At 63.5% G+C, this 24,216-nt stretch carries 22 protein-coding genes; 10 read left to right on the top strand and 12 right to left on the bottom strand.

Features of this window, described 5'->3' with window-relative positions:
- Nucleotides 1-34: 34 nt before the first annotated feature.
- The 6 genes from tauC to AC1RGE_RS25980 form a co-directional block, all read right to left on the bottom strand.
- Nucleotides 35-874: a taurine ABC transporter permease TauC gene (tauC, locus tag AC1RGE_RS25955; RefSeq protein ID WP_053148493.1), complete on the bottom strand. Its 840-nt coding sequence runs from the start codon at nt 872-874 to the stop codon at nt 35-37.
- Nucleotides 871-1,665, bottom strand: a complete 795-nt coding sequence (gene tauB, locus AC1RGE_RS25960; protein ID WP_011058651.1) for a taurine ABC transporter ATP-binding subunit — start codon at nt 1,663-1,665, stop codon at nt 871-873. The genes tauC and tauB overlap by 4 nt, the downstream gene beginning before the upstream one ends.
- Before the next feature lie 27 nt (nt 1,666-1,692).
- Entirely contained in the window at nt 1,693-2,670 is a 978-nt protein-coding gene (gene tauA, locus AC1RGE_RS25965; RefSeq protein ID WP_492585248.1) for a taurine ABC transporter substrate-binding protein, read from the bottom strand.
- Nucleotides 2,671-2,839: 169 nt separating this feature from the next.
- Entirely contained in the window at nt 2,840-4,423 is a 1,584-nt protein-coding gene (gene gshA, locus AC1RGE_RS25970) for a glutamate--cysteine ligase (RefSeq protein WP_026020196.1), read from the bottom strand.
- Nucleotides 4,424-4,638: 215 nt separating this feature from the next.
- Nucleotides 4,639-5,022 carry a PaaI family thioesterase gene (locus AC1RGE_RS25975; RefSeq protein WP_011058654.1) on the bottom strand — a complete coding sequence of 128 codons (384 nt, stop codon included), beginning with the start codon at nt 5,020-5,022 and terminating at the stop codon, nt 4,639-4,641.
- The gene (locus AC1RGE_RS25980; RefSeq protein WP_492585250.1) at nt 5,022-7,346 is read right to left on the bottom strand and encodes a Tex family protein; all 2,325 of its coding nucleotides are present in this window, start codon (nt 7,344-7,346) and stop codon (nt 5,022-5,024) included. Before AC1RGE_RS25980 ends, AC1RGE_RS25975 begins: the two co-directional genes overlap by 1 nt.
- A 359-nt stretch (nt 7,347-7,705) precedes the next feature.
- Between AC1RGE_RS25980 and ompR the strand changes: the two genes are divergently transcribed.
- Nucleotides 7,706-8,446 (top strand): osmolarity response regulator transcription factor OmpR, encoded by a 741-nt coding sequence (gene ompR, locus AC1RGE_RS25985; protein ID WP_011058656.1) that lies wholly within the window; start codon nt 7,706-7,708, stop codon nt 8,444-8,446.
- Nucleotides 8,447-8,551: 105 nt separating this feature from the next.
- Complete coding sequence (locus AC1RGE_RS25990) at nt 8,552-9,865, top strand: ATP-binding protein (protein WP_011058657.1); 1,314 nt, start codon at nt 8,552-8,554, stop codon at nt 9,863-9,865.
- Nucleotides 9,866-9,940: 75 nt separating this feature from the next.
- On the opposite strand, the gene rimK is transcribed toward AC1RGE_RS25990, so the two are convergent.
- From rimK to rimA, 3 genes are read right to left on the bottom strand one after another with little or no spacing between them, the layout of a single operon-like run.
- The gene (rimK, locus tag AC1RGE_RS25995; RefSeq protein WP_007931744.1) at nt 9,941-10,846 is read right to left on the bottom strand and encodes a 30S ribosomal protein S6--L-glutamate ligase; all 906 of its coding nucleotides are present in this window, start codon (nt 10,844-10,846) and stop codon (nt 9,941-9,943) included.
- Nucleotides 10,843-11,325 carry a retropepsin-like aspartic endopeptidase RimB gene (gene rimB, locus AC1RGE_RS26000; protein ID WP_007931742.1) on the bottom strand — a complete coding sequence of 161 codons (483 nt, stop codon included), beginning with the start codon at nt 11,323-11,325 and terminating at the stop codon, nt 10,843-10,845. The genes rimK and rimB overlap by 4 nt, the downstream gene beginning before the upstream one ends.
- Nucleotides 11,326-11,341: 16 nt before the next feature.
- A complete protein-coding gene (gene rimA, locus AC1RGE_RS26005; protein ID WP_011058658.1) occupies nt 11,342-12,121 on the bottom strand; it encodes a S6 modification regulatory phosphodiesterase RimA in 780 nt (259 codons plus the stop codon).
- A 115-nt stretch (nt 12,122-12,236) separates the two neighbouring features.
- Here rimA and AC1RGE_RS26010 point away from each other — a divergent pair, with 115 nt between their 5' ends.
- Nucleotides 12,237-12,641 (top strand): RNA-binding S4 domain-containing protein, encoded by a 405-nt coding sequence (locus tag AC1RGE_RS26010; protein WP_011058659.1) that lies wholly within the window; start codon nt 12,237-12,239, stop codon nt 12,639-12,641.
- A gap of 38 nt (nt 12,642-12,679) precedes the next feature.
- Here AC1RGE_RS26010 and AC1RGE_RS26015 read toward each other — a convergent pair whose 3' ends face one another.
- A complete protein-coding gene (locus tag AC1RGE_RS26015) occupies nt 12,680-13,492 on the bottom strand; it encodes a phosphatase PAP2 family protein (protein WP_492585252.1) in 813 nt (270 codons plus the stop codon).
- Between the two features lie 98 nt (nt 13,493-13,590).
- Here AC1RGE_RS26015 and hslO point away from each other — a divergent pair, with 98 nt between their 5' ends.
- Together hslO and AC1RGE_RS26025 are read left to right on the top strand one after the other, a co-directional pair.
- Nucleotides 13,591-14,493, top strand: a complete 903-nt coding sequence (gene hslO / locus AC1RGE_RS26020; RefSeq protein ID WP_011058661.1) for an Hsp33 family molecular chaperone HslO — start codon at nt 13,591-13,593, stop codon at nt 14,491-14,493.
- A gap of 179 nt (nt 14,494-14,672) precedes the next feature.
- A complete protein-coding gene (locus AC1RGE_RS26025) occupies nt 14,673-16,217 on the top strand; it encodes a phosphoenolpyruvate carboxykinase (RefSeq protein ID WP_011058662.1) in 1,545 nt (514 codons plus the stop codon).
- Between the two features lie 115 nt (nt 16,218-16,332).
- On the opposite strand, the gene AC1RGE_RS26030 is transcribed toward AC1RGE_RS26025, so the two are convergent.
- Both AC1RGE_RS26030 and AC1RGE_RS26035 read right to left on the bottom strand, forming a co-directional pair.
- The gene (locus AC1RGE_RS26030; RefSeq protein ID WP_181000791.1) at nt 16,333-17,187 is read right to left on the bottom strand and encodes an EamA family transporter; all 855 of its coding nucleotides are present in this window, start codon (nt 17,185-17,187) and stop codon (nt 16,333-16,335) included.
- A 40-nt stretch (nt 17,188-17,227) separates the two neighbouring features.
- Nucleotides 17,228-17,581, bottom strand: a complete 354-nt coding sequence (locus AC1RGE_RS26035; RefSeq protein ID WP_492585254.1) for a DUF1493 family protein — start codon at nt 17,579-17,581, stop codon at nt 17,228-17,230.
- Between the two features lie 233 nt (nt 17,582-17,814).
- Here AC1RGE_RS26035 and AC1RGE_RS26040 point away from each other — a divergent pair, with 233 nt between their 5' ends.
- The 5 genes from AC1RGE_RS26040 (at nt 17,815) to AC1RGE_RS26060 (ending at nt 24,106) form a co-directional block, all read left to right on the top strand.
- Complete coding sequence (locus AC1RGE_RS26040; RefSeq protein WP_053148509.1) at nt 17,815-18,972, top strand: YfaP family protein; 1,158 nt, start codon at nt 17,815-17,817, stop codon at nt 18,970-18,972.
- 67 nt (nt 18,973-19,039) lie between these two features.
- Nucleotides 19,040-20,170 (top strand): polysaccharide deacetylase family protein, encoded by a 1,131-nt coding sequence (locus AC1RGE_RS26045; protein WP_492585256.1) that lies wholly within the window; start codon nt 19,040-19,042, stop codon nt 20,168-20,170.
- Nucleotides 20,171-20,338: 168 nt separating this feature from the next.
- Entirely contained in the window at nt 20,339-22,273 is a 1,935-nt protein-coding gene (locus tag AC1RGE_RS26050; RefSeq protein WP_346625227.1) for a RecQ family ATP-dependent DNA helicase, read from the top strand.
- Nucleotides 22,274-22,377: 104 nt separating this feature from the next.
- Nucleotides 22,378-23,604: a 3-hydroxyacyl-CoA dehydrogenase gene (locus AC1RGE_RS26055; protein WP_492585258.1), complete on the top strand. Its 1,227-nt coding sequence runs from the start codon at nt 22,378-22,380 to the stop codon at nt 23,602-23,604.
- 67 nt (nt 23,605-23,671) lie between these two features.
- Nucleotides 23,672-24,106: an acyl-CoA thioesterase gene (locus AC1RGE_RS26060; protein WP_011058669.1), complete on the top strand. Its 435-nt coding sequence runs from the start codon at nt 23,672-23,674 to the stop codon at nt 24,104-24,106.
- Nucleotides 24,107-24,216 lie beyond the last annotated feature (110 nt).

The raw sequence follows: 24,216 nt of genomic DNA on the forward strand, positions 1-24,216 counted from the left end.
ACAGCCTAGGCAATCGACGCAAGGCAGGCGCCAGTCAGTGGCTCTGGCCATGCCAGGGCACCAGCTTGCGCTGCAGGGCGCGCAGGCCCATTTCCATGGCGAAGGCGATCAGGGCAATCACCAGGATCCCCAGCACCACCACATCGGTGACCAGGAATTGCGCGGCGGACTGCACCATGAAACCCAGGCCGCTGGTGGCGGCAATCAGCTCTGCCGCCACCAGGGTCGACCAGCCCACGCCCAGGCCGATGCGCACGCCGGTGAGGATGTCCGGCAAGGCGCTGGGCAGGATCACATGGCGAATCAGCTGGGCCCGGGTAGCCCCCAGGGACTGGGCGGCGCGCAGCTTCGCCGGGTCCACGGTGCGCACGCCGGTGGCGGTGGCGATGGCGATCGGGGCGAAGATCGCAAGGTAGATCAGCAGCACCTTGGACAGCTCGCCAATGCCGCACCAGATGACGATCAGCGGCAGGTAGGCCAGGGGCGGAATCGGCCGGTAGAACTCGATCAAAGGGTCGAGCACGCCACGGGCGATGCGGTTGGCGCCGATGGCGATGCCCACCGGAATCGCCGTCAGCACGGCAAAGCCCAGGGCCAGGCCGATGCGTTGCAGGCTCGCCGCCAGGTGCTGCCATAGGGTGGAATCCATGTAGCCGCTGGTGGCCAGCAACCAGCCCTTTTGCAGCACCGCAGAAGGGGGCGGCAGGAACAGCGGCTCGATCAGGCCGGTGGCGGTGACGGCCCACCACAAGGCCAGCAGGACCACCAGGGTCAGCACGCTGATCCAGCGGGTGCTCAGGCTGCGGCGCGCGATTTGTGGCGCTTTGGGGTTGGCCTCGCCGGTGGCGGTGGCGGGAATCTCGTAGCTGCTCATGGCCGCTCCTGCTGCTGGGTGGCGCTGCGCTGGGAGAACACCCGGGCCAGCACGTGTTCGCGGGTTTCGATGAACCGCGGGTCGGACTTGATCGCCCGCGCCGACTCGCCGGCGGCGTAGCGCTGGCCGAAGTCCAGGTTCAGGCGTTCGACGATCTGCCCCGGGTTGGGCGCCAGGAGAATCAGGTCGGTGGCCAGGAACACCGCTTCCTCGATGTCGTGGGTAATCAGGAACACCGGCTTGGCAGTGCGCCGCCAGACTTGCAGCAACAGCTCCTGCATCTGCTCGCGAGTGAAGGCATCCAGGGCACCGAAGGGTTCGTCCATCAGCAGCACCCGCGGGTCGGCCGCCAGGGCGCGGGCCAGGCCCACACGCTGCTTCTGGCCACCGGAGAGCTGCCAGATGCGGCGCTTGTCGAAGCCGGCCAGGTCCACCAGGGCAAGCATTTCCCGAGCCCGGGCTTCGCGCTTGTCGCGGGCCACGCCGGCCAGCTCCAGGCCGAAGGCGACGTTGCCCAGCACGTCCTGCCAGGGCAGCAGGGCATCGTCCTGGAACACCACGCCGCGTTCGGCGCTGGGGCCCTGCACCGGTACGCCATCGAGCTGGATGCGCCCGGCGCTGGGTTCGACGAAGCCGGCAATCAGGTTCAGCAGCGAGGTCTTGCCGCTGCCGGAAGGGCCCAGGGCGACCAGCAGTTGCTGTGGCCCCAGGGTCAGGGAAATATCCGCCAGCACCGGTTCGGCGGCGCCGGGGTACTGTGCGCTGATGCGCTCCAGTTGTAGCAAGGCCATGACGGCTATCTCCTGTCCTGACGCGGGTTATTCAGGGATGAACTTGGCGCTGACGTAGGGGGCGTAGTCCGGCAGCACTGCCTCCACCTTGCCCTGCTCCTTGAGGAACGCGGCGGTGTCGGTGATGGCCTTGGTGGTCGGCGCACCGAGGCTGACCACCTGGTCGGCGGCCAGCGGGTAGACGTTGCCCTGCAGCAGCAGCGGAATATCGCTGGCCTTGGCCCCGGAGAGCTTCACCAGCTTGTCGACGTTGCCCTGGTTGGCCAGCCAGGCTTGCGGGTCCTTGCGGTACTGGGCGTAGGCATCCAGGGTCACCTTGGCGAAGGCCGTGACGATTTCCGGATGCTTCTCGGCAAAATCCTTGCGCACGATCCAGGCATCGAAGGTCGGCGCGCCGAACTTGGCCAGTTCACCGGAGGTGATCAGCACCTTGCCGTTTTCCTTGGCCACGCCCAGGGCCGGGTCCCAGACGTAGGTGGCATCGATATCGCCGCGCTTCCAGGCGGCGATGATCGCCGGTGGCGCGAGGTTGAGTATCTGCACTTTCGAGGGGTCGATGTTCCAGTGCTTCAGGGCTGCCAGCAGGCTGTAGTGGCCGGTGGAAACGAAGGGCACGGCGACTTTCTTGCCGACCAGATCCTGAGGGCTCTTGATCCCGGAACCGTCCCGGGCCACCAGGGCTTCGGCGGCGCCGATCTGGGTGGCGATGAGGAAGGTCTGCACCGGCACCTTGCGGGTGATGGCGGCGGTCAGCGGGCTGGAGCCCAGGTAGCCGATCTGCACATCGCCGGAAGCGATGGCGGCGATGACGTCGGCGCCGTTATCGAATTTGCGCCAGTTGATCTTGGCCTGGGTGGCTTTTTCATAGCTGCCATCGGCTTGCGCGACCTTGGCCGGGTCGACGGTGGTCTGGTAGGCGACGGTGACGTCGGCCGCCTGGGCGAAGAAACTCGCTGCGGCCAGGGACGCGGCCGCCAGGAGGCGAAGGGGGAAATGCAGTTTCATGGGAGGCTCCTCATAGGCGGCCGGTGATCGGCGTGGGAGGAGACTAAATGATCTAAGAATGCAGAAATAAATAACTTATTTGCATTAGCTTATGAGGGGAATATGCAGCGTGTTGTTCGCCGGCAAGCCGGCTCCTACGGGAGGGGTGTAGGAGCCGGCCGGCGAAGCGTCAGTTGCTGATGGCCAGGATGCTGGCCTGGTAGGCACCGACGAACACGTCGAAATCACCCACCTCGTTCTGTTCAAGCTCGGTCTGCTGTTCCAGGGATTTGCGCGCCGCTTCTTCGAACGCGGCTTGCTCTTCCTTGCTCAGGGCCTGGCTGCGGAAGTACTCGGCATGGGCCTGGCTCTGGCGCAGGGAGAACTGGGTGAAGCTCTCCTTGTGCTCGCTCATGGCCGCCAGCACCTGGGCCGAAGGGGTCAGGGACGAATCCTTGACCTTGGCCAATTGGGCGTCCAGGGCCTTGCTGTGCACGTCGCTGCCATGGCTCTGGTCGAGCAGGGCGGCCAGAGGGGCGATCTGCTCCAGCAGTTGGGCGGCCCACTCCTTCATTTCCACCGGCTGGCCCTGGCGTTGCAGTTGCAGGCCCGGGCGCCGGCCTTCCTTGACCACGGCGAGGAAGTTCGAGGTGGCATTGCCGCACTCGTTGTTCTCGAACAGCGGGCTGTCGTTGAGTGCGCAATACAGCAGGAAGGCGTCGAGGAAGCGAGCTTCCTGGATGTCGATGCCCAGTGGCAGGAACGGGTTGATGTCCAGGCAGCGTACTTCGACGTACTGGATACCCCGGGCCATCAGCGCCTGGATCGGCCGCTCGCCGGTGTAGGTCACGCGCTTGGGGCGGATGTTGGAGTAGTACTCGTTTTCGATCTGCAGGATGTTGGTGTTCAGTTGCACCCACTCGCCATCCTTGTGGGTGCCGACTTCCACATAGGGCGCGTAGGGCGTGGCCACGGCCTTGCGCAGGCTGTCGGTGTAGCTGTTCAGGTCGTTGTAGCAAGGGGTCAGGCCGGCCTGGGCCTTGCTCTGGTAGCCCAGGTCGCTCATGCGCAGGCTGGTGGCGTAGGGCAGGTACAGGGTCTCGGCGTCCAACTGCTCCAGCTGGTGCGAGCGGCCGCGCAGGAAGCCCGCGTCCAGGGCCGGCGAGGCACCGAACAGGTACATCAGCAGCCAGCTGTAGCGACGGAAATTGCGGATCAGCGCGATATAGGCCGAGGACTGGTAGTCACGGTCGGTGCCGACAAAGCCCTCGGCCTGCTTGAGCAGCGGCCATAGCTGTTCTGGCAGGGAAAAGTTGTAGTGGATCCCGGCAATGCACTGCATGGTCTTGCCGTAGCGCAGGGCCAGGCCCTTGCGGTACACGTACTTGAGCTGACCGATGTTGGAGGTGCCGTAGTAGGCGATGGGGATATCTTCCTCGGCCGGCAACGGGCACGGCATCGATGGACTCCACAGGTACTCGTTGCCGAGCTTGCTGTAGGCGAAGCGATGAATCTTGTCGAGGCTGGCCAGGGTGTCCGCCGGGTCCTTGAGGGCCGGGGTGATGAACTCCAGCAGCGACTCGGAGTAGTCCGTGGTGATCTGTTCGTTGGTCAGCGCGGAACCCAGTTCTTCCGGGTGCGGGGTCTGTGCCAGGCGGCCTTCGCCGGTGACACGCAGGCATTCACGTTCGATACCGTGCAGGCACTGCTCGAGCAGAGAGAGGTTAGCGCGCTCGCCGAGCAGAGCCAGGCGGCGGTTGAGAAGTTCGCTCAAGTTGGATTCCTTCACGCGTCAGTCGCCCCAATATGGGGGTGGGCAGGACGGTCTACAAGGGTGAAGTTAAAACTGGCGTTTTCGCCTGGTTTTTGAGTCAAGCCGACTCGCCTGAAAACGCCAATCCTTCATCCCTGAATCTGGCTTTAGCGCGGGCAGAAAACTCCGACGCCGCTTTTGCAGCGCCGAAATTAACCCAAATACATGACAGGGAGCTATAGGACCGCGAAGGTGCCTTGTGCTTTTGCGACCAGTTTGTCGCCCTGGATCACATCCGCTTCCACCACCAGGGTGCGGCGGCCGGGGTGGATCACCTTGGCCCGGCACAGCACCTCGCCCTCGGCCACGGCGCGGATGTAGTTGATCTTGCACTCGATGGTGGCGCTCTGCTGGTCGAAGCCGTGGGTGCTGGAACAGGCCAGCCCCATGGCAATGTCCACCAGGCTGAAGATCGCCCCGCCGTGCAGCTTCTGCCCGCGATTGCGCAGTTGCGGGGTCAGCTCCAGGGCGACGTCCGCTTCGCCGGTTTCCAGGCGTTGCAGACGGCAGCCGAGCAATTGGCTGAAGGCGCTTTCGGTCAGGCCGGCAGGGATCTGCATCAGCGTTTCTTCAACTGCTTGGCGTTGGCGAACAGCGAGGCCATGGCGTTGTTGCTCGGGGCGGGCGCGGCGCTCTCCTTACGCGGTGCATTGCCCTGGGAGGAGCGTGGCGCCGAGCCGGGGCGGGAGCCACGGGCACCGTCGATCTTCTCGCCCGGGGTGTCGCCCATGCGCATCGACAGGCCGACGCGTTTGCGCGGGATATCGACTTCCATGACCTTCACTTTCACCACGTCACCGGCCTTCACCGCTTCGCGTGGGTCCTTGATGAACTTCTCCGACAGCGCCGAAATGTGCACCAGGCCGTCCTGGTGCACGCCGATGTCGACGAAGGCCCCGAAATTGGTGACGTTGGTCACCACGCCTTCGAGGATCATCCCCAGTTGCAGGTCCTTGAGGTCTTCGACACCGTCCTGGAACTCGGCGGTCTTGAACTCGGGGCGCGGGTCGCGGCCGGGCTTGTCCAGTTCCTGGAGGATGTCGGTGACGGTGGGCAGGCCGAAGGTTTCGTCGGTGAACTTTTTCGGGTCCAGGCGCTTGAGGAAGCCGCTGTCGCCGATCAGCGAGCGGATGTCGCGGCCGGTGTCGGCAGCGATGCGTTGTACCAGCGGGTAGGCTTCCGGGTGCACTGCGGAAGCGTCCAGCGGGTTGTCGCCGTTCATCACACGCAGGAAGCCGGCGGCCTGTTCGAAGGTCTTTTCACCCAGGCGGGCGACTTTTTTCAGCGCGGCGCGGGTCTTGAAGGCACCGTGTTCGTCGCGGTGGCTGACGATGTTCTGCGCCAGGGTCGCGTTGAGGCCGGAGATCCGCGCCAGCAGGGCCACGGAGGCGGTGTTGACGTCGACGCCCACGGCGTTCACGCAGTCTTCCACCACCGCGTCCAGGCCACGGGCCAGTTTCAGTTGCGAGACATCGTGCTGGTACTGGCCGACACCGATGGACTTGGGGTCGATCTTCACCAGCTCGGCCAGTGGATCCTGCAGGCGGCGGGCGATGGACACCGCGCCACGGATCGATACGTCCAGGTCCGGGAATTCCTTGGCCGCCAGCTCCGAGGCCGAGTACACCGATGCACCGGCTTCGGAGACCATGACCTTGGTCATCTTCATGGCCGGGTATTTCTTGATCAGCTCGGCCGCCAGCTTGTCGGTTTCCCGGCTGGCGGTGCCGTTGCCGATGGCGATCAGGTCCACCGAGTGCTTGGCGCACAGGGCAGCCAGAATGCCCAGAGTCTGGTCCCATTTGTTATGCGGCACATGGGGGTAGACGGTGGCGTGGTCCAGCAGCTTGCCGGTGGCATCCACCACCGCCACCTTGCAGCCGGTGCGCAGGCCCGGGTCCAGGCCCAGGGTGGCGCGCGGGCCGGCCGGAGCGGCCAGCAGCAGGTCGTGCAGGTTGTGGGCGAAGACGTTGATCGCCTCGGTTTCCGCGCCATCGCGCAGTTCGCCCAGCAGGTCGGTTTCCAGGTGGGTGTAGAGCTTGACCTTCCAGGTCCAGCGCACCACTTCGCCGAGCCATTTGTCGGCCGGGCGGTTCTGGTTCTGGATGCCGAATTGCTGGCCGATCATGCCTTCGCACGGGTGCATGGTGCCCGGCAGTTCGTCACCGACTTTCAGCGCGGAGCTGAGAATGCCTTCGTTGCGGCCACGGAAAATTGCCAGGGCGCGGTGCGACGGCATGCTTTTGAGTGGTTCATCGTGTTCGAAGTAGTCGCGGAACTTGGCGCCTTCCTCTTCCTTGCCGGCGATCACGCGGGCGCTGATGGTGGCTTCCTGCTTGAGGAAATTGCGCAGCTTTTCCAGCAGGCTGGCGTCTTCGGCGAAGCGCTCCATCAGGATGTACTTGGCGCCTTCCAGGGCGGCCTTGACGTCGGCCACGCCTTTTTCGGCGTCGACGAAGCGTGCGGCTTCGGTTTCCGGAGCCAGGTTCGGGTCGTTGAACAGGCCGTCGGCCAGTTCGCCGAGGCCGGCTTCCAGGGCGATCTGGCCCTTGGTGCGGCGCTTCTGCTTATAAGGCAGGTAAAGGTCTTCGAGGCGGGTCTTGGTGTCGGCCAGCTTGATGTCGCGGGCCAGTTCCGGGGTCAGCTTGCCTTGCTCTTCGATGCTGGCCAGGATGCTGATCCGCCGTTCGTCGAGTTCTCGCATGTAGCGCAGGCGCTCTTCCAGATGACGCAGCTGGGTGTCATCGAGGCTGCCGGTGACTTCTTTCCGGTAGCGGGCGATGAAGGGCACGGTGGAGCCTTCATCCAATAGAGCGACGGCCGCTTCGACCTGTTGTGGGCGTACGCCGAGTTCCTCGGCAATGCGGCTGTTGATGCTGTCCATAAAACCACCTGACAAATTGTGAAAGCAGGCCCGCGGGCACGAAAATAAGGCCCGGCGAGTCTGGTTGAGCGGCCTGGCACGCGCCGCCACCTGGATCAAAAGGCTGCCTGTTGACCCGTGAAATCGAAAAAATACTGCCGGCCCGGGTAAAAAAATAAACCGGCCGCAGGCGTACTGATCAGATATTGCCCAACACAAAAGGCGGCGCATTATACCCAGCGTTAGCCGTTGCGGGGTGATCGCCAGCCTCAGGCCGACAGCGGGTTTGCTGGCGATAGAGGAAAAATCTGCTAACAATGCACTCGGTGCGTATAACGGCAGCTACGCCATAATGCGCACCGAGATTAGAGGAGCATCCAATGAGCAGCACTGTACAAACTGCTGAAGGCGAAAAAATTCTTATTGTTGACGACGACCCGGGGCTGAGCAGCCTGCTGGAGCGTTTCTTCGTCAGCAAGGGCTACCGTGCCCGCGCAGTACCGAACACCGAGCAAATGGACCGCCTGCTGGGTCGCGAAGTGTTCAACCTGGTGGTACTCGACCTGATGCTGCCCGGCGAAGACGGCTTGACCGCATGCCGCCGCCTGCGCAGCGCGAACAACCAGATTCCGATCATCATGCTCACCGCCAAGGGCGACGAGCTGAGCCGCATCAAGGGCCTGGAACTGGGCGCCGACGATTACCTGGCCAAGCCGTTCAACCCCGACGAGCTGATGGCGCGGGTCAAGGCCGTATTGCGTCGCCAGTCCGCCCCGGTGCCGGGTGCGCCGGGCAGCGAAGACGAAAGCGTGACCTTCGGCGACTACGAGTTGTCCCTGGCCACCCGCGAGCTCAAGCGCGGCAATGAAGTGCACATGCTCACCACCGGTGAATTCGCGGTGCTCAAGGCGCTGGTGATGAACGCCCGCCAGCCGCTGACCCGGGACAAGTTGATGAACCTGGCCCGTGGTCGCGAATGGGACGCCCTGGAGCGCTCCATTGACGTGCAGATCTCCCGCCTGCGTCGGATGATCGAGCCCGATCCTTCCAAGCCGCGCTACATCCAGACCGTCTGGGGCGTGGGTTATGTCTTTGTGCCGGATGGCACCGCGACCAAGTGATCATTGATTTGTAGGAGCCAACGCCCGGGCCGGTAACGACCCGGGCGTTCGCATTCCGCAACGGTGCGAGCGCGAGTCGCTCCTGCAAAGTGTGTAGTGGCTGTTATGAAAACCCCGCTGTGGTTCCCCCAGAGTTTCTTCTCCCGCACCCTGTGGCTGGTGCTGATCGTGGTGCTGTTTTCCAAGGCATTGACCCTGGTTTATCTGTTGATGAACGAGGACGTGCTGGTGGACCGGCAGTACAGCCACGGCGTGGCCCTGACCCTGCGCGCCTACTGGGCCGCCGATGAATCCAACCGTGACCAGATCGCCGAGGCTGCCGGCCTGATCAAGGTGGTGGGCAGCGGCGTACCGGCCGGCGAGCAGCATTGGCCCTACAGCGAGATCTACCAGCGGCAGATGCAGGCCGAACTGGGCGCCGACACCGAAGTGCGCCTGCGCATGCATGCGCCGCCGGCGCTCTGGGTGCGGGCGCCGAGCCTGGGGGACGGCTGGCTCAAGGTGCCGCTGTACCCCCATCCGCTGCGGGGGCAGAAGATCTGGAGCGTGCTGGGCTGGTTCCTGGCCATTGGCCTCTTGTCCACCGCCTCGGCCTGGATCTTCGTCAGCCAGCTCAACCAGCCCCTCAAGCGCCTGGTGTATGCCGCCCGGCAACTGGGCCAGGGACGCAGCGTGCGCCTGCCCATCAGCGATACGCCCAGCGAGATGACCGAGGTCTACCGCGCGTTCAACCAGATGGCCGAGGACGTGGAACAGGCAGGGCGAGAACGGGAGTTGATGCTGGCCGGGGTGTCCCACGACCTGCGCACGCCGCTGACCCGGCTGCGCCTGTCCCTGGAATTGATGGGCGATCACACTGACCTGACCGACGACATGGTGCGGGATATCGAGGACATGGACGCCATTCTCGACCAGTTCCTGGCCTTCATTCGCGATGGGCGCGACGAGTCGGTGGAAGAGGTGGACCTGGGCGATCTGGTGCAGGAAGTGGCGGCGCCCTACAACCAGAACGAAGAACGGGTGCACCTGCGCCTGGAGCCGATCCAGCCGTTCCCGCTGCGCCGGGTGTCGATGAAGCGCCTGCTCAACAACCTGATCGGTAACGCCTTGAATCATGCGGGTACGGAAGTGGAAGTGGCGGCCTATGTGTCCGGTGACACCAATGCGCCCTATGTGGTGCTCAGCGTGATGGACCGTGGCGCGGGGATCGATCCTTCGGAACTGGAAGCGATCTTCAACCCCTTCACCCGTGGCGACCGTGCCCGGGGCGGCAAGGGCACCGGGCTGGGGCTGGCCATCGTCAAGCGGATTGCCGCCATGCACGGTGGCAATGTCGAACTGCGCAACCGCCCCGATGGTGGCCTGGAAGCGCGGGTACGCCTGCCGCTGGGCTTGCTGCTGCCCCGTGATGCGGATTGATCAGGGCTTCGCTCCTGCAGGCAGCACATAGCCCGTAGGAGCTGGCTTGCCAGCGCAAGGCCGGCAACGCGATCCCTAGCCCTTGCCCTTGGTCCGGGTCATGTTCGGCCCGCCGTTCTTCTCGATGTGCTCGATGATGATTCCCGCCACGTTCTTGCCGGTGGTGGTCTCGATGCCTTCCAGGCCCGGCGAGGAATTGACTTCCATCACCAGCGGCCCGTGATTGGAACGCAGGATATCCACCCCTGCCACGCTCAGGCCCATGACCTTGGCCGCCCGCAGCGCAGTCATGCGTTCTTCGGGAGTGATCTTGATCAGGCTGGCGCTGCCGCCGCGATGCAGGTTGGAGCGGAACTCCCCCGGCTTGGCCTGGCGTTTCATTGCCGCGATCACCTTGTCCCCCACCACGAAGCAGCGGATGTCGGCGCCGCCGGCCTCCTTGATGTACTCCTGGACCATGATGTTCTGCTTCAGGCCCATGAAGGCCTCGATCACCGATTCCGCCGCCGTGGCGGTTTCACACAGCACCACGCCGATGCCCTGGGTGCCTTCCAGCACCTTGATCACCAATGGCGCGCCGTTGACCATCTCGATCAGGTCGGGAATGTCGTCCGGGGAATGGGCGAAGCCGGTCACCGGCAGGCCGATGCCACGCCGCGACAGCAACTGCAGCGAGCGCAGCTTGTCCCGGGAGCGGGCGATGGCCACCGATTCGTTGAGGGGGAACACCCCCATCATTTCGAACTGGCGCAGCACCGCGCAGCCATAGAAGGTCACCGAGGCACCGATCCGCGGGATCACCGCATCGAAGCCTTCCAGGGGCTTGCCGCGGTAGTGGATCTGCGGCTTGTGACTGGCGATGTTCATGTAGGCCCGCAGGGTATCGACCACCACCATTTCATGGCCACGCTCGGTGCCGGCCTCGACCAGACGACGAGTGGAATACAGACGCGGGTTACGCGACAGCACAGCGATCTTCATGCAACACCTGTGGCAGAGGTAGTGGATACCGGGAACACCGGTTTGTCTTGTACGTACTTGATGCCCGGATTGACCACCAGTTGGCCGTCGATCAGAGCCTTGGAACCCAGCAGCAGGCGATAGCGCATGGCCTTGCGGCAGGCGAGGGTGAACTCCACCCGCCACACCCGATCGCCCAGGGCCAGGGTGGTGCTGATCACGTAGCGCACCTGGGCCTGGCCGTTGGAGCTTTTAATGGTTTTCATCGCCACCAGCGGTGCTTCGCAGCGCCGGTGACGCAACTGCACCACACTGCCCAGGTGGGCATTGAAGCGCACCCACTGCTCACCGTCGCGCTCGAAGGGCTCGATCTCGGTGGCATGCAGGCTGGAGGTGCTGGCCCCGGTGTCGATCTTGGCGCGCAGGCCGGCCACGCCCAGATCCGGGAGCGCCACCCACTCGCGCAGACCGACAACGGTCAAATGGTCAAAAGTCTTCAATAAGGAAAATCCGCAATTAGCTGTTCCAGGCCGCGGCCGGAACCTCGGCCAGGGCTTTGAATGCAGGCTTGGCGAACCAGTAGCCCTGCATCAGATAAATTCCACAGTCGCTGAGAAAGTCCCGTTCACCGGCGCTTTCAATACCTTCGGCGATGACTGTAACCCCCAACTCCGCACACATTGTGACAATCGCGCGGATGATCGCCTGGCGTACGCGATCCTGGTCCACATCGCGCACCAGCGCCATGTCGAGCTTGATCAGGTCGGGTTGGAAATCCGCCAGCAGGTTCAGCCCCGAGTACCCCGAGCCGAAGTCGTCGATGGCGGTCTTGAAGCCGAATTCGCGGTATTCACGCAGAATATTGGTCAAATGGCGATAGTTATCTACGTGCTGGCTTTCCAGGGTTTCGAAAATCAGCCGGTCCAGGGGAAAACGCTGGGCCCGGGCCGCCTCCAGGGTGCTGCGGATGCACAGTTCCGGCCGGTACACGGCGTTGGGCATGAAGTTGATCGACAGGTGGCTTTGCATCCCCAACTGGGCGGCGAGGGTGATTGCCTGGGTCCGGCAGCGCTGGTCGAAACGGTAGCGATTGCTGTCATTGACCTGGCCCAGCACCGTTCCCGCCCCTTCGCCATTGACCCCGCGCACCAGGGCTTCATGGGCGAAGACCGAGTGGTCCCGCAGATCGACTATGGGCTGGTAGGCGAAGGAAAAATCGAAGCCCAGTGGCTGGCTTTGCTGGCAACCTTCGCAACGGTTGCCGGGCGAGGTCAGGGAAGTGGGGAAGTCAGTCACGGGGACTCCTCGCGTATCAGGGCGCAACCTGGGTTATTTTAGGTGAGCGGCAGGGTTTATGAGAGCCCGCTTGCAGGCGGTAAAGTTGCGACATTTTTCAGCGAGGGGAATTCCAGTGGCGCACAAGCAGGAAGAAGAGGACAAGGTTCGTCTGGATAAATGGCTGTGGGCAGCGCGCTTCTACAAGACCCGGGCCCTGGCCAAGACAGCGATTGAAAGCGGCAAGGTGCATCACCGGGGCGAGCGCTGCAAACCGGGCAAGGAGCCGCGGGTAGGCGATGAATACCAGATTCGCGCCGGCTTCGACGAACGCACCGTGGTGGTCCAGGCCCTGTCCATCGTCCGCCGTGGCGCTCCTGAAGCGCAGGCCCTGTACGCGGAAACCGAGGCCAGCATCGCCAAGCGCGAAGCCGCTGCGGCCCAGCGCAAGGCTGGTGCCCTAGGAGTGAGCACCGACGGTAAACCGAGCAAGAAACAGCGCCGGGACCTGTTCAAGTTCCACGGCAGCAACCACGAATGAAACCGTAGGAGCCGGCAAGCCGGCTCCTACGGGGCTGCTTAGCGCAGCAGGCTGCTGGCGCGCACCACGCTCATGCGCGAGAGCACGGGCATCCGGCTCAACAGGTTGAACAGCGGGTGGGTCAGGCGCAGCAGGAAGTTCGACATCCGCGCCGCGTACGGGGTGTAGTAGCCCCAGCCCAGGGCCAGCACCGCCAGCAGCACACCGCCGATGTAGTCGTCCTGGCCCCAGTGGGCGCCTGCCACCAGGCGCGGCATCATGAACAGCAGGGTCAGGCCCCAGACGATCAGGAACTGGCCGATGCTGCGGCTGTAGATCCCCATGAACAGGCCCCAGATCAGCAGCACCGAAGCGTGGTCGCCCGGGAAGCTCTGGCTGGAGCGGTCCTTGAGTTCCCAGGTCTTTTCCCAGCCCGGGAAGTAGTCGCTCATGTGCACGGCGCCTTCCAGCACCATGGACGGGCTGTTGTGCTGCCAGTTCATGACGGCCACCAGCTTGGAAAACAGCGCGCGAATCACCACCATCAGAATCAGGATCGATAGAAAGCCGAAGAAGGCACGGCGCACGTCCACCGCCTTGAACACCCAGTCACCGCGAATCAGCAGGCCGAGCATGATCAGCCCCACTACGATATCGAACGGCCGCAGGCTGGCCACGGCCCAGATATGCAGCCAGGTCGAGTTGCTTGCCAGAGGGGCGTTGAGGTGGTGGAACAGCCATTCGTCGAAGACCGTGCAGAGCGCCTGCCCGGTGGGCCACAACCAGAAACCCAGCAGGGCCAAAGGGAGTAAATTGCACAGAACCAGCTTGCCGAGGTTCCACCTTGCTTGGAACAAACCCGGATTGTTCATAAAATATCTCCAATCACCGCAAAACTGCACCCTCATGGTGCAAAGCCGCAATTTTCGGTGCTTGTCACCTTTTTGTCATCATTCAGATACCCAGACCTATGACTGATTTGCCGGATACCGACTTCACTCAACGCTTCATCTTCGATGAGAGCGACACCCGCGGCGAGCTGGTGGCGCTGGAGCGCAGTTACGCGGAAGTCCTCGCCAAACACCCCTATCCCGAGCCGGTTGCACAGCTGCTTGGCGAACTGATGGCGGCGGCATCGTTGCTGGTCGGCACCCTGAAATTCGATGGCTTGCTGATTCTCCAGGCCCGCTCCGAAGGCCCGGTGCCGCTGCTGATGATCGAGTGCTCCAGCGAGCGCGAGATCCGTGGCCTGGCCCGTTACGACGCGGAGCAGATCGCCCCTGATGCCACCCTCGCCGACCTGATGCCCAACGGCGTCCTGGCCCTGACCGTGGACCCGACCAATGGCCAGCGCTACCAGGGCATCGTCGACCTGGACGGCACCAACCTGGCGGAATGCTTCACCAACTACTTCGTCATGTCGCAACAGACCGGCACCCGTTTCTGGCTCTATGCCGACGGCCGCAGCGCCCGTGGCCTGCTCCTGCAACAACTGCCCGCCGACCGCCTGCGTGATCAGGAAGAGCGTGACGCCAGCTGGCAGCACCTCACTGCCCTGGCCAGCACCCTGACCGCCGATGAGCTGCTGAGCCTGGACAACGAAACCGTGCTCCACCGCCTGTACCACGAAGAAGCCGTGCGCCTGTTCGACGTGCAGCCGCTGCGTTTTCGCTGCAGTTGCTCGCGGGAACGGTCGGGCAATGCGCTGGTCAGCCTGGGTCTGGAAGATGCCCAGCAACTGGTGGTCGAACATGGCGGCAGCATCGAGATCGATTGCCAGTTCTGCAACGAACGCTACCTGTTCGATGCCGCTGATATCGCGCAATTGTTCGCGGGGGCGGGCGTGGACACGCCGTCAGATACTCGTCACTAAAACGATTCAGCGCAGGTAAATCACCTGGCAAACGCCGGAATTACGCCGTGCTGACGGGAGGGCCCTACTATTTTGGGGCTTTTCTGGCATAATCCGGCGCACTTTTTTCGCGGTAGTAGTGCGCGAGTTTCTACTACAAAACGTTTGGAGCACTCGGCCAATGGCCGACGGGGAACCTCATGACGCAAGCCAATAACGCCGTGTACACCGATCTGAGTGTGGATGATCTGGTCAAAGAAGCCCTGAACCGCGGTGAGGGCGAGCTTGCCGATACCGGCGCTCTGGTGGTTCGCACCGGTCATCGTACCGGCCGTTCGCCAGTGGATCGTTTCATCGTAGAAGAGCCCAGCACCCAGGACGCTATCGCCTGGGGCCCGATCAACCGCAAGTTCCCGGCGGCCAAGTTCGACGCCCTGTGGGACCGCGTTGAAGCCTACCTGGGCGAGCGCGAGCGTTTTGTTTCCCATGTGCATGTAGGTTCCGATCCGGCGCACTACCTGCCGGTGAAAATGACCACCGAGACCGCCTGGCACAACCTGTTCGGCCGCTGCCTGTTCATCAACCCCGAGCAGTACAACGCCGGTGGCAAGGATGAGTGGCAGATCCTCAACGCGCCGAACTTCGTCTGCGAGCCAGAGCGCGACGGCACCAACTCCGATGGCACCGTGATCCTCAACTTCGCGGCCAAGAAAGTGCTGATCGCCGGCATGCGCTACGCCGGTGAAATGAAGAAAGCCCTGTTCTCCGTGCAGAACTTCCTGCTGCCGGCTGCCGACGTACTGCCGATGCACTGCGCCGCCAACATGGGCGAAGAAGGCGACGTGACCCTGTTCTTCGGTCTGTCGGGCACCGGCAAGACCACCCTGTCCGCTGACGAAAGCCGTTACCTGATCGGTGACGACGAACACGGTTGGGGCGTGGGCGTGGTGTTCAACATCGAAGGCGGTTGCTATGCCAAGTGCATCGACCTGTCGGAAAAGAACGAGCCGGTGATCTGGAAAGCCATCCAGCACGGTGCCGTTCTGGAAAACGTGGTGATCGACCCGGTCACCAAGAAAGCCGACTACGCCGACGACAGCCTGACCCAGAACAGCCGCGCCGCCTACCCGCGCGAGCTGATCGAAAAACGCGCACCGAAGAACCTCGGTGGCGAGCCTAACGCCGTGATCTTCCTGACCTGCGACCTGACCGGCGTACTGCCGCCGGTGTCGATCCTCAGCGAAGAACAAGCCGCCTACCACTTCCTGTCCGGCTACACTGCTCTGGTGGGCTCGACTGAAATGGGTTCGGGCTCGGGCATCAAGTCGACCTTCTCCACCTGCTTCGGCGCACCGTTCTTCCCGCGTCCGGCGGGCGAATACGCCGAGCTGCTGATCAAGCGCATCCGCGGCTTCGGCTCCAAGGTCTACCTGGTCAACACCGGCTGGACCGGCGGTGGCTACGGCGTGGGCAAACGCTTCAACATCCCCACCACCCGTGGCGTGATTGCAGCGATCCAGAGCGGCGCGCTGATCGGTGCCGAGACCGAGCACCTGGACATCGTCAACCTGGACGTGCCAAAAGCCGTACCGGGCGTCGAGACCGGCCTGCTCAACCCACGCAACACCTGGGCTGACAAAGCTGCCTACGACGAAGCCGCCAAGGCCCTGGCCGGCCTGTTCATCGAGAACTTCAAGAAGTTCGACGTGAGCGACGCGATCAAGGCTGCTGGTCCGAAGCTGTAAGCTTCGACCTGCCATTAAAAAGCCGCCCTTCGGGGCGGCTTTTTTGTGCGCCGCTGTAGCCGCAGGCGCAGGCTGCGATGGGATGCGCGGCATCCCCTGGGCCAGCCAGACACCCTCACGTCTTCAAGTGCAACACCAACGCCCCCAGCAACACCAGCACCACCCCCGTCACCTGCACCGCCGTCAGCCGCTCCTTGAAGAACACATAGCCCAGCACCGCAGCGATGCCGCCGGACAGGGTGCTGATTACCGTCACCACCGACACCGAGCCGCTCATGGCGCCCCAGGAAAAGGCGAAGAAGGCGCCCAGGTTCATCAGGCTGGTGGAGGCCAGCAGGCCGCAGTTCTTCAGCGGCGGGATCTTCAGCCCGTCCGCGACTTTCAGCACCATCAGCAGCATTACGCCGCTGCCCACCGCGTAACCCAGCCAGAGCATGCTGATCGGCCCCAGTTGCGGCAGGGTGTAGCGGCCCTGCAGCCAGAAGCTGGTGCCATAGAGGAAGGCCGAGAGCAGGGCGAAGAAGATCGAGCGGCCGGCGGCGGTGCTGTGGGGCAGCTTGGAGTCCGAGTGCAGGCTGGAGAGGATCACGCCGATCACGCACAACAGGATGCACATGAGCTGCAGCAGGCTGATCTGCTCGCCGCTGGCCCAGGACAGCAAGGTGGTGACCACACCGTAGGAGGTCACCAACGGGGCGACGATGGAGGCTTTACCCAGGGCGAAGGCCTTGCCCAGGGCCAGGGCGCCGGAGACGGTGAAGGCCGCGGCGACCACGCCCATCAGCCAGACCTCCAGGGGCGCGGCCATGGCCTTGAGCAGGAAGGCGGGAAAGATCACCAGCAGCAGGCTCATCAGGGTGAACCCCAGGCTTTGGCTGAAGAACACCGCACGTTTCACGCCCACGGCGCGCACGTTGAGCCCCACGAGAAAATCGGTGCCGCCCCAGAGCAGGGCGGCGAGCAAGCCCATCAGTACGTCCACGGCATTTCCTTATGTACTGCCGTGGACCTTAGAGGCCTTCCAGCTCCTGAGTGTCCCAGCGTTGCTCCTTGAGCGCCCGGTACAGCATGCCGATGGTCAGCGGGAGCTTGTCTCCCCGACCCTTGGCGCGACGCTTGAGGGACACATCGTAGCCTTCGGGCTGGAAGTAGCGATAGCTGTCGAAATCGACAAAATCGATATCGAACTGTTCTTCCAGAGCGTTGAGTAAATGCCGGGCGTCGGCGCCGTCGCAACCCAGGTCGAGATTGATCGCGGTGTTCAGGCGAAGAGTCTTGCGCTCGGGCAGGCCTATTTCCTCATGCAGCAGTTGCATGAGCTGGCGCATGATGTCGTCGTCGGGAAAGCCGGGGGCCAGTTGCATGGTCGCGGTTCACTTGCGGTTTCCAGGAGCTGCAGTGTAAGGCGAGTAGGGGTTTGGCTTGCAAGTGCTTGGAGGTCGGGACGGGGGGCGTTGCTCCGGGTAGGCAAGACTGTCGTTTTACGCTGTATTTACGGCGCCAGGCCGAGCATTGGCGGGCAAAACTGTGTATGGTTCGCCGCTGATGGGTGGGGCGGGACAGAGGTCCGGCCATCGTTATCTACAGGGATTTTGTTATGGCTTTTTTCCGCCTGGCGGCGTTGTTGTGGCTAGGGATGCTGATGAGTCCGGTGCAGGCTCAGTCGTTGTCGCTCCAGGTGCTGGATGCGGTGGTCAAGGACGCGGTACTGGCCGATGCCGAAGTGCAGTTGGGGCAGGCTTCCGGGCGGACCGATGCCCAGGGGCGAGTGACGCTGGAGGCCGCTGATTCGCCGGGCAGTGAACTGCTGATCCGCAAGCTCGGATATGCCGACCTGCGGGCCAAGTGCCCGTGCCAGGGGCTGAGCTACGCCATGAGCCCGGTGCTCAAGGATCCGCAAAGCCTGCGCGTGGTGCTGAGCTGGAGTGCACCGGGGGAAGACCTGGATGCGCATTTGAGCTATCCCCACCGGTTGCTGTATTACGCCACCGGCACCGGGCCGGGGGCGCGGATGAATGTGGATAGCACCGACAGCCGCGGGCCGGAGACCCTCACCATCGAACAGCCTGTGCCGGGCGATGCCTACGTGTATGCGGTGCACGACTTTACCAACGGCAATAACCCCGAATCCTTGCGCCTGGGCCGCAGCCAGGCGCAGGTCTTTGTCTATAAGGGCCCGACGCTGATGCGCAGCTACCGGGTGCCACAGAACCGCCAGGGCAACCTCTGGGTAGTGTTTCGCCTGACGGCCAATGGCCAACTGCAGGACATCGATCGGGTGCTGCAAGGCAACGAGGAAGTGGAGTCGCGGATGAGCAACCTCGATCCGCTGCTACTGGCCAATGGCAAGCCCATCGATGAAGTGCTGGCCAGGGACGAGGGGCCGGTGGATGCCAAGAGCCTCAACCAGAAAGGCGAGGCTTCCTACCGCAAGGGCGACTTCGGCAGTGCGGGTATCTACTATCGCGAAGCCATCGAGCTGGATCCTGGCTTTGCCCAGGCCTACAGCAACCTGGCGCTGTCCAACCGCAAGAACAGCCGCCCCGACGAGGCCGTGGCCGCCGATCGCCAGGCAATCGCCTTGGCCAGTGGCCCGTCGGCACCCACCATACGCGCCAGCGCCTACTACGACATGGGGCGCATCTACGAAGATGCCGGGCAATTGGTCACGGCGCTGGAGCACTACCGCAAGGCCCGGGAGCAGAAGGCCAACCCGGTGTACGACAAGGCGATAGAGCGGTTGCAGAACCGCTGATCACACAGGCAGAAGTTATCTCCACAACGCGCCGGCAGTGGCGCGTTGTGCATTTATGGAGGTTGGTATGCGAATTCGTGTTTTCCCCTGGTTGCTGGCGCTGTGTCTGACCACAGGGGTGGCCCAGGCGGCCGGGCCGCTGGTGTTCGCCACCATCGACCGCAGTGGCTGGCCGAATCCGCTGACCAGCGCCGCAGATTTCGATACCGCCTCCCGGGCCGAGATTCTGATGTTCAGCAAAGCCCTGCTGGCCACCGAGGCCTTGGATGACAAGGCCCTCAAGCAGCGGCTTGGAGTGCGGCAGCTTGACCGCAAGTCGGTGGATCGACTGCGCCAGCGTTTTTGGGACCAATTGCTGGGCAACTACCGGCAGGCCAGCCAGGACTGTGATGGCCAGCCTTTCTGTCTGCAGGTACGCAGCCTTGGGGAGCTGCGGCAACTGGCGGCCAGTTTCACCGGCGCCAGCAAGGCGGCCTACGGCGCCTGGGGTGAGGCCAGTGGGCAGTTTCATCAGCAGTACCTCAATGAACAGCTGCGCCTGGCCGCCTTGTTTCCTGCCGTCAGCAGTGAGATCCAGCGCATGGACCCGGCAGAGCGCCTGGGCGACGAACTGGCAGACCGGCAGTTTCTGCTGACCTTCGACGATGGGCCGAGCCTGAGAGACGGGCCTACGGATCAGTTGATCGAGGTGCTGCGGGCCTACGATCTGCATAGCCTTTTCTTTGTCCTGGGGGACTCGTTTCAGGCGCGCCTGAGCCAGTCTTCGGCAGGGAAAATGCGCGAGTTGTACGACGGTCAGTGTGTGGGCGTACACGGCTGGGAGCACAAGTCCCACTCCTCCTGGAACGAATGGCAAAGCTCGGTGATTCGCAGCGCCAACTTGGCCAACCGCACGTTGACCAATGAGTACCTGCCGCTGTTCCGGCCGCCCTACGGGCAGCGTCGCAGTGACAGCGCCGGGTTCTTCAAGGCCCAGGGGGTGCAGGTGATGCTGTGGAACATCGACTCCCAGGACTGGAGCAAGAAGGTCGGCGCCGAGGCGGCCGCGCAGCGGGTGCAGACACTGATGCTGCTCTGGCGCCGGGGCATCATTCTGTTCCATGACACCCATGCCAAGGCCGCCCAGGCGGTGCCGGCCTTGCTCAAGGCCAATCAGCACAACGGCGTGCAGTGGCTGGATTGCCGGACCTTGCGCTAGCGGTGGCCTCCTTTGCCGGCAAGCCGGCTACTGCGCTGGGGCTGGCTTGCCGATGAAGCTTCTTGTGCCCGGTATCATCCGGTAGCGCTTTTCCTTCGACCTTTTCTGGCCCTTCCGACCTGTCCCGCTAGTCTTCAAGACAGGTCAGCGGTCCAAGGAGTGACCCTTATGCACAGCACCCTGGAACAGGTCTTCGGTTATCCACAGTTTCGTCCGGGCCAGGAGGCCGCGGTCAGCGCGGTGCTCGCCGGGCGCTCGGCGGCAGCGATCTTTCCCACCGGCTCGGGCAAGTCCCTGTGCTACCAGTTGCCGGCCCTGCTGCTGCCGCACCTGACCCTGGTGGTCTCGCCGCTGCTGGCGCTGATGCAGGACCAGCTGGCCTTCCTCCAGCGCCATGGCATTGCCGCTGCCAGCATCGACTCGGCCCAGGGCCGGGATGAAGCCAATGAGGTCATGGCCCGGGCTCGTTCCGGGGAGCTGAAGATCCTGATGATCTCGGTGGAACGGCTGAAGAACGAACGCTTTCGCAATTTTCTGCAGCAGGTGCCCATCTCCCTGCTGGTGGTGGACGAGGCGCACTGCATCTCCGAATGGGGCCACAATTTCCGCCCCGACTACCTGAAACTGCCGGACTACCAGCGCCAGTTCAACATCCCCCAGGCCCTGCTACTGACGGCCACGGCGACCCCCAAAGTGATCGCCGACATGCAGGCCAAGTTCGCCATCGCCCAGCAGGACGTAGTAACCACCGGTTTCTACCGGCCCAACCTCAACCTGCTGGTGGAGCCGGTTCGGGGCGCCGACAAGCGTCGGCGGCTGGTGCAGTGGATGAGCGACCGGGCCGGGCAGCCGAGCATTGTCTACGTGACCCTGCAGAAAACCGCCGAGCAGATCGCCGAGCACCTGAGCCAGCAAGGCATCGCCGCCGAGGCCTACCACGCCGGCCTGCCCCACGAGCAGCGCGAGTCGATCCAGCGTCGCTTCATGGAGGGCCGCAGCCACTGCATCGTCGCCACCATCGCCTTCGGCATGGGCATCGACAAGAGCGACATTCGCAACGTGGTGCACTTCGATCTGCCCAAGTCCATCGAGAACTACAGCCAGGAAATCGGTCGTGCCGGGCGCGACGGCCAGCCTTCGGATTGCCTGGTGCTGGCCAACCGCGACAGCCTCAACGTGCTGGAAAACTTCGTCTACGGCGACACCCCGGAATTGAGTGGCATCCGTTGTGTGCTGGAGGAGTTGCAGGCATCGGCGGCGGACGGGCAATGGGAGTTCCTGCTCGGTCCCCTGGCGGACCAGAGCAATATTCGCCAGCTGCCACTCAAGACCTTGCTGGTGCAGTTGGAACTGCGGGGCCTGATCGCGCCGCGCTATGCCTATTTCGCGGAATACCGCTTCAAACTGCTGCTGGAAACCGAGGCCCTGCTGGCGTGTTTCGAAGGCGAGCGGAGGGACTTCGTCGAGGCCGTGATCAACACTTCAAGCCGCGCCAGGACCTGGGCCACGGTGAATTTCGACGCGCTCTACGAGCAGTACCAGGCGCCGCGCAACCGGGTGGTCAAGGCCCTGGACTACTTCCAGGAAAAAGGCTGGGTAGAGCTGGAAAGCAAGCAGATGACCGAGGTCTACAGCCTGTTGCAGACGGACTTTGACCTGGCGGCACTGAGTGCCGACCTGCACGGTTATTTCACCCGCCACGAGGGCAGTGAAATTGCGCGGATCCACGCCATGCTCGACCTGTTCGCCACCGAGCAGTGCCTGGGTTACCGCCTGGCGGAGTATTTCGGCGACCGGCAGGCACCCCAGCGTTGCGGGCATTGTTCGGTGTGCCATGGCCAGGTGGCGCGGCTGCCGGAGCCGCCGGTTCTGCCCGCGCTTGTGGATAAGAGTTTCGACGGGCTGTGTGGCCACTTTATCCACAGGCACCAGCAGCACACCGGCGATGTACCCGGGGCGGAACGCCTGACCCGTTTTCTCTGTGGTATCAGCGTGCCGTTGTTCACCCGGCTCAAGGCTCGGAGCATCCCCGGTTTCGCGGCACTGGAAGATTACCCTTATGCCGCGGTGCGGGCGTGGTGCGAGGCCCATTTGCCAGGCTGAAAATCCATCTGCTGAATGCTGCTCATCACAGGAATAAATTTCAAAAATGATGAGGGCCTGACTATGGTGGGGGCTGTCTTTGGATCGCCCACAAGAGAGCCAACATGAGCCAGACAGCTTTCGATATTCAGCGCGCCGCCGTGATCGGTGCCGGCACCATGGGCCGTGGCATTGTCATGTGCCTGGTCAATGCCGGCCTGCCGGTACTTTGGCTGGACAACAACCCGCAGATGCTCCAGCAGGCCCTGGCGGCGGTGGCGGACACCTATGCCCACAACGTGCGCCAGGAGCGCATCGATCAGGCCGAGGCCGATGCGCGGGTGGCGCGGATCAAGCCGGCGGCGGATTATCCACAGCTCGCCGACGTGGACCTGGTGATCGAGGCGGTCTACGAAAACCTCGAACTCAAGCAGCAGATCTTTCGCCAGCTGGACGCGACCCTCAAGCCCGAGGCGATCCTTGCCAGCAACACCTCGGCCCTGGATATCGACGCGATTGCCGCAGTCACCCAGCGGGCGCCACAGGTACTGGGCCTGCACTTCTTCAGCCCGGCCCACATCATGAAACTGCTGGAGGTGGTGCGCGCGGCCAAGACCGCTCCTGCGGTGCTCGACGCTGCCCTGGCCCTGGGGCAGCGCATGGGCAAGGTCAGTGTGGTGGCGGGCAACTGCTTCGGCTTCATCGGCAATCGCATGCTCAACACCTACGTGCTCGAAGCGCGCAAGATGCTGCTGGAAGGGGCGTTTCCCTATCAGGTGGATGGCGCCTTGCAGGGGTTCGGTTTCGCCATGGGCCCGTTCCGCATGTATGACGTGGTGGGCATCGACCTGGGCTGGCGCGCCCGGCAACTGGACGGTGTGGGCCAGGATGCGCCCGAGGTGCAGATCGACAACCGGTTGTGCGAGTCGGGTCGTTTCGGCCAGAAGAGTGGCGACGGCTACTACCACTACGAACCCGGCAGCCGCCAGGCCGAGCACGACCTGCAGGTGGATGCGCTGGTGCTGCAGGTCAGCGAGGAGCTGGGTTACCGGCGCCGGGACATCGGCTCCGAGGAGATCCTCGAGCGCTGCCTGCTGGCGCTGGTCAACGAAGGTGCGAAGATTCTCCAGGAGGGCATCGCCCAGTCGGCCGCCGACATCGACCGGGTCTATCTCAATGGCTACGGTTTTCCCAAGGAGCAGGGTGGGCCGATGAGCTGGGCGGATGCCCAGGGGCTGGAGCAGGTCCGCCAGCGTTTGCAGCACCTGCAAGCCGAACACGGGGCGCATTGGCGCCCGGCGCAGTTGATCGAGGAACTGGCCGCGGCCGGAAAAGGGTTTGCCCAGGCTTAGCTGCCTGGGGTGAAATGCCGGGCGATCAACCGATCGCCCGGCCTTCAATCGATGGGAGAGAGCCCTGATGTCCGAGCCTATGCCGCAACGCGGCGACTATCGTCATTTCCAGCCGATCATCACCCGCTGGCATGACAACGATGTCTACGGCCACGTGAACAATGTCACCTACTACAGCTTCTTCGACACGGCGGTGAACACCTACCTGATCGAACGGGGCGGGCTGGATATCCATGACGGCGAGGTGGTGGGATTCGTGGTCAGCTCGGCTTGCGATTACTTTGCGTCCATCGCCTTTCCCGAACGCATCGAGATCGGTTTGCGGGTCGGCAAGCTGGGCAACAGTTCAGTGCAGTACGAGCTAGCGGTGTTCAAGGCGGGAGAGGCGGATGCCTGTGCAGCGGGGCGTTTTGTCCATGTGTTCGTGGACCGGGCATCGAACCAGCCGGTGCCGATTCCGCCCGCATTGCGGGCGGCGCTGGAACAGCTGCTGGTGGCGTGAACGTCGATAATCGATCTGGAATCTGGAATCTGGAATCTGGAATCTGGAATCTGGAATCTGGAATCTGTAGCCGCTGCCGTAGGCTGCGATCGGCTCCGCAGGAGACGCTA

The organism is Pseudomonas sp. GW823-FHT02C05 (assembly GCF_058797595.1).

Excerpts from the sequence above, each read along its gene's own strand:
- AC1RGE_RS26050 (WP_346625227.1), top strand. The coding sequence starts at position 20,339 with ATGCACAGCACCCTGGAACAGGTCTTCGGTTATCCACAGTTTCGTCCG.
- tauB (WP_011058651.1), bottom strand. The coding sequence starts at position 1,665 with ATGGCCTTGCTACAACTGGAGCGCATCAGCGCACAGTACCCCGGCGCC.
- AC1RGE_RS26015 (WP_492585252.1), bottom strand. The coding sequence starts at position 13,492 with ATGAACAATCCGGGTTTGTTCCAAGCAAGGTGGAACCTCGGCAAGCTG.
- AC1RGE_RS26045 (WP_492585256.1), top strand. The coding sequence starts at position 19,040 with ATGCGAATTCGTGTTTTCCCCTGGTTGCTGGCGCTGTGTCTGACCACA.
- AC1RGE_RS26025 (WP_011058662.1), top strand. The coding sequence starts at position 14,673 with ATGACGCAAGCCAATAACGCCGTGTACACCGATCTGAGTGTGGATGAT.
- AC1RGE_RS26060 (WP_011058669.1), top strand. The coding sequence starts at position 23,672 with ATGTCCGAGCCTATGCCGCAACGCGGCGACTATCGTCATTTCCAGCCG.
- ompR (WP_011058656.1), top strand. The coding sequence starts at position 7,706 with ATGAGCAGCACTGTACAAACTGCTGAAGGCGAAAAAATTCTTATTGTT.
- AC1RGE_RS26040 (WP_053148509.1), top strand. The coding sequence starts at position 17,815 with ATGGCTTTTTTCCGCCTGGCGGCGTTGTTGTGGCTAGGGATGCTGATG.
- tauA (WP_492585248.1), bottom strand. The coding sequence starts at position 2,670 with ATGAAACTGCATTTCCCCCTTCGCCTCCTGGCGGCCGCGTCCCTGGCC.
- AC1RGE_RS26035 (WP_492585254.1), bottom strand. The coding sequence starts at position 17,581 with ATGCAACTGGCCCCCGGCTTTCCCGACGACGACATCATGCGCCAGCTC.
- rimK (WP_007931744.1), bottom strand. The coding sequence starts at position 10,846 with ATGAAGATCGCTGTGCTGTCGCGTAACCCGCGTCTGTATTCCACTCGT.
- AC1RGE_RS25990 (WP_011058657.1), top strand. The coding sequence starts at position 8,552 with ATGAAAACCCCGCTGTGGTTCCCCCAGAGTTTCTTCTCCCGCACCCTG.
- hslO (WP_011058661.1), top strand. The coding sequence starts at position 13,591 with ATGACTGATTTGCCGGATACCGACTTCACTCAACGCTTCATCTTCGAT.
- AC1RGE_RS25975 (WP_011058654.1), bottom strand. The coding sequence starts at position 5,022 with ATGCAGATCCCTGCCGGCCTGACCGAAAGCGCCTTCAGCCAATTGCTC.
- AC1RGE_RS26030 (WP_181000791.1), bottom strand. The coding sequence starts at position 17,187 with ATGGGCTTGCTCGCCGCCCTGCTCTGGGGCGGCACCGATTTTCTCGTG.
- tauC (WP_053148493.1), bottom strand. The coding sequence starts at position 874 with ATGAGCAGCTACGAGATTCCCGCCACCGCCACCGGCGAGGCCAACCCC.
- AC1RGE_RS26055 (WP_492585258.1), top strand. The coding sequence starts at position 22,378 with ATGAGCCAGACAGCTTTCGATATTCAGCGCGCCGCCGTGATCGGTGCC.
- AC1RGE_RS25980 (WP_492585250.1), bottom strand. The coding sequence starts at position 7,346 with ATGGACAGCATCAACAGCCGCATTGCCGAGGAACTCGGCGTACGCCCA.